A 3,876-nucleotide genomic window follows, 5' to 3' on the forward strand; every position below is an offset into this window, starting at 1 on the left:
TCGAAACCTTCCCCGCTAGCGGCAAGCGGTAGGTTGCGAGCTGAGCAAGTCCGATATTCCGGTACTCAGGCCTTGGTTTTTTTACAGCTTCAGCCATGCTAGACCCCAACTTTGTTATCACACTAGTCCGCGATTTTAGCGCCTTTTCATATCGCGCTGCAGCGAAATGCCTCACAAGAAGCTATTGCTAATCGCGTGAGAAAGGCTTTTATGTCGACCCTCAAGGTTCGTCATCAAGCCGTCCACGTTCTGTTTCAACTCAAATCGTTTTGATAGTAATAGCCGTTCGTGACATACCAGCCGCGCCGGACTTCTACCGGCCGGTCGCCGTAGGTATAGGACACACGCTCAACAGATAAAAGCGGTGACCCCTCGCTTACTCCCAGCAATTCTCCGACCGCGACGTCAGCGCCGACCGCTCTTATTTTTTCCGATGCCCGGATCATGCGCGTACCGAACTCGGTTTCAAACATGGCGTAAAGCGGGCCTTTGTAGTCTGCGAGCCGCTCCGCCGTCAGGCCGCGGAATACCGCGCCAGGCAGCCAGATTTCATCGAATACGGTGGTTTCGCCGTCGAATTGCAGCAGACGCTTGATGCACACCACCGGATCGGAAGGCTTCAAGTCGAGCTGGCGGGCAATTTCGGCGGGTGCGCGCACGCGGCGGCACTCCAGCAAACGGCTGACGTGGGGGTGGACATCGCCATCTTCAGGCAGCAACCGTAGAAAGCGGAACTGTACGCGATCTTCATTGTGCGTCGCAACAAATGTACCTTTCCCCTGGCGCCTTACAAGAAGATTGTCGGCTGCGAGTTCATCGATGGCCTTGCGCACCGTGCCCTGACTCACCTTGTAACGGGCGGCAAGCTCGACTTCGCTGGGGATGATTTCGCCGGGCTTCCATTCGCCCGATTCCAGCCCTTGCGTGATGAGGGCCTTGATTTGCTGGTACAGCGGGCTGAACGTCGGCGACGAAGCGGGCGCGGCGTCAGTCGCACCGGGCGTGCCGGAAGGGTTCGTCGTGCTCGCTGGATTCGAATTCATCCGCGCATTTCATCATAAAGGCCCGAGCCGCGTCCAGCGGTTTCCCGGTCATTCCTATGTCTTATATAAGACATATGATATGGTTGACTTTGCATCATTCGAATTCTACACTCCTTGGCGAGCAAGGGTTTGCGGGGTGGCGCACGCGTCACCCGGTGCATCCGGCCTGTTGGCCAGCAAGGCGCGTTTCGCATGGACTTCTCATGATCCGCATCGGGTTCGCGCCAATATGCCTCTCGCTCATCGCTTCAAGCCGAACGGCTTTCGTGTTCGCTTGGCCGCTGCCAGTGCCCCGCTCTTGCAACGCCCGCGCCCGACGGAAAACGCGACGCCCGGAGCGTTGGGTGGCGCCGAAGAAGCTTGACTCCGCGCAAACTCCCGCTTGCAAGACCCGATTTCCAGCATGTGGAGCGGGCTGCGATTGCCGGCATGCTACGGACGGTCAGTGACAATCCCGCCTCAGGCGCGTTGTTACAGGCTTTTCAGGGCTGCCCGCGCAGTTCGGATCACTTGCTTCATCAACGCTTCGCGTAACGCGCCTAAAATGGCGTTTTCCCCTAGCGTTTCACGCACCGTTCAGGAGTGTCTCAATGGCTAAGTCCGCAAAGCGCGTTGCCGTCACCGGCGCCGCAGGTCAAATCGGTTACTCGCTGCTGTTCCGCATCGCCAATGGCGATCTGCTTGGCAAGGACCAGCCGGTCATCCTTCAGTTGCTCGACCTGCCGCAGGCGCAAGGCGCCGTCAAGGGTGTAGTCATGGAACTGGAAGACTGCGCATTCCCGCTGCTGGCCGGCGTGGTCGTCACGGACGACCCGAAGGTCGCGTTCAAGGACGCAGACGTGGCGTTGCTGGTCGGCGCACGTCCCCGTTCGAAGGGCATGGAGCGTAAAGACCTGCTGTCCGCCAATGCAGAAATCTTCACGGTGCAAGGCAAGGCGCTCAACGACGTGGCAAGCCGCGACGTGAAGGTGCTGGTTGTCGGCAACCCGGCGAACACGAACGCGTACATCGCCATGAAATCGGCGCCGGACCTGCCGAAGAAGAATTTCACGGCAATGCTGCGCCTGGACCACAACCGTGCGCTGTCGCAACTGGCATCGAAGTCGGGCAAGCCGGTCGCTGCCATCGAAAAGCTGGCCGTGTGGGGCAATCACTCGCCGACCATGTATCCGGATTTCCGCTTCGCCACGGTCGAAGGCGAGTCGCTGACCAAGCTGATCAACGACGACGAATGGAACCGCAACACCTTCATCCCGACGGTCGGCAAGCGCGGCGCCGCGATCATCGAAGCGCGTGGTCTGTCGTCGGCGGCATCGGCTGCCAATGCGGCAATCGACCACGTGCGTGACTGGGTTCTCGGCACGAACGGCAAGTGGGTCACCATGGGCATTCCGTCGGACGGTTCGTACGAAATCCCGGAAGACATCATCTATGGTGTGCCGGTGACGTGCGAAAACGGCGAATACAAGCGTGTCGAAGGCCTGGAAATCGATGCGTTCTCGCGCGAGAAGATGACTGGCACGCTGAACGAATTGCTTGAAGAGCGCGACGGTGTTGCGCATCTGCTGGGCAAGTAAGCAGGCTGATGTAGTCACGCGAGCGCCGTTGTATGCGGGCGCTCGCGGCTGATTCGAGTGCGTTTGGGCAAGCTCTGCGCACAACCGAACGTATTCGAATCCGCAGTTCCCACCCTCTCTAAAGCAAACCCGACGCCGACGATGCGCGCTCTCACCCCCGCCGAAGTGCTGTTTGAAGGTGATGTGCCCCCTGCTGTGATGCCCCCGTGCGATCACTATGCTGGAAGTGAGAAGCTGATCCGGAAATCGCTCGCATTGCAGGCGCAACTCGGCCCGGTGTTCGATATCACGCTGGATTGCGAAGACGGTGCCCAGGTCGGCCAGGAAGCAACGCACGCGGAGCTGGTGGCATCGTTTCTGGGCAGCGAAGGTGATCGCTTCGGCCGCGTCGGCGTACGGATACACGACTTCGAAAATCGCGCGTGGCGTGACGATGTCCGCATCATCCTGCGCGCCGCCAAAAAGGCGCCTGCCTACATCACGCTTCCGAAGATCCGCAGCGTGTTCGATGCCGCGGAGATGGTCGCGTTTATCGAAGCATCGCGGTGTGAGTTCGGAATCCAGCACGCCATCCCGTGCCAATTGCTGATCGAAACCCATGGCGCGCTGGCCGAGGTGTTCGACCTCGCTGCCCTGCCCGGCGTGGAAGCGCTGAGTTTTGGATTGATGGATTTTGTGTCGGCGCATAACGGCGCAATTCCCGATACCGCCATGCGCTCTCCCGGCCAGTTCGATCACCCGCTCGTGCGGCGCGCGAAGCTCGAGATCGCGGCGGCTTGCCACGCGCACGGGAAAGTGCCGTCGCATAACGTCTGCACCGAAGTGCGCGACATGAGCGTGGTCGCAAACGATGCCCGGCGCGCCCGCAACGAGTTCGGCTACACGCGCATGTGGAGCATTCACCCGGACCAGATCAAGCCGATCGTCGATGCCTTCCTGCCGCGCAGCGATGAAATCTCTACAGCGACGGAGATCCTGCTTGCCGCGCAGACCGCGCAGTGGGGCCCGACGCGGTATCAGGATACGCTGCACGATCGCGCGAGTTATCGATATTACTGGTCAGTGCTGCGACGCGCGAAAGCGTCGGCGCAGGAAATTCCCGAAAGCGCGAAGACGCTTTTTTCACAGGACGAAGTAGCTTGACCTACCTATCAGGAGACTGGGTCGAATGAGCGATACCTTGACGAAAGAAGCACCCGCCGCCAGCGGGTTCAAGCCCAAGAAATCTGTCGCGCTTTCGGGCGTGACGGCAGGCA

At 60.0% G+C, this 3,876-nt stretch carries 3 protein-coding genes and 1 pseudogene; 2 read left to right on the top strand and 2 right to left on the bottom strand.

Annotated features, from left to right (window positions below):
* Together ACFFAR_RS27165 and ACFFAR_RS27170 are read right to left on the bottom strand one after the other, a co-directional pair.
* Positions 1-97, bottom strand: a pseudogene (locus ACFFAR_RS27165) (succinate dehydrogenase, cytochrome b556 subunit); the annotation flags it as partial.
* A gap of 157 nt (positions 98-254) precedes the next feature.
* Positions 255-1,043: a GntR family transcriptional regulator gene (locus tag ACFFAR_RS27170; protein ID WP_062002454.1), complete on the bottom strand. Its 789-nt coding sequence runs from the start codon at positions 1,041-1,043 to the stop codon at positions 255-257.
* Between the two features lie 590 nt (positions 1,044-1,633).
* Here ACFFAR_RS27170 and ACFFAR_RS27175 point away from each other — a divergent pair.
* Entirely contained in the window at positions 1,634-2,620 is a 987-nt protein-coding gene (locus tag ACFFAR_RS27175) for a malate dehydrogenase (RefSeq protein ID WP_056362837.1), read from the top strand.
* A 141-nt stretch (positions 2,621-2,761) separates the two neighbouring features.
* Positions 2,762-3,763 carry an aldolase/citrate lyase family protein gene (locus ACFFAR_RS27180; RefSeq protein WP_174363349.1) on the top strand — a complete coding sequence of 334 codons (1,002 nt, stop codon included), beginning with the start codon at positions 2,762-2,764 and terminating at the stop codon, positions 3,761-3,763.
* The last annotated feature ends 113 nt before the right edge of the window (positions 3,764-3,876 follow it).

Origin of the sequence: uncultured Caballeronia sp. (genome assembly GCF_964243625.1) — a bacterium.
In the GTDB taxonomy this organism is placed as follows: Bacteria; Pseudomonadota; Gammaproteobacteria; order Burkholderiales; family Burkholderiaceae; genus Caballeronia.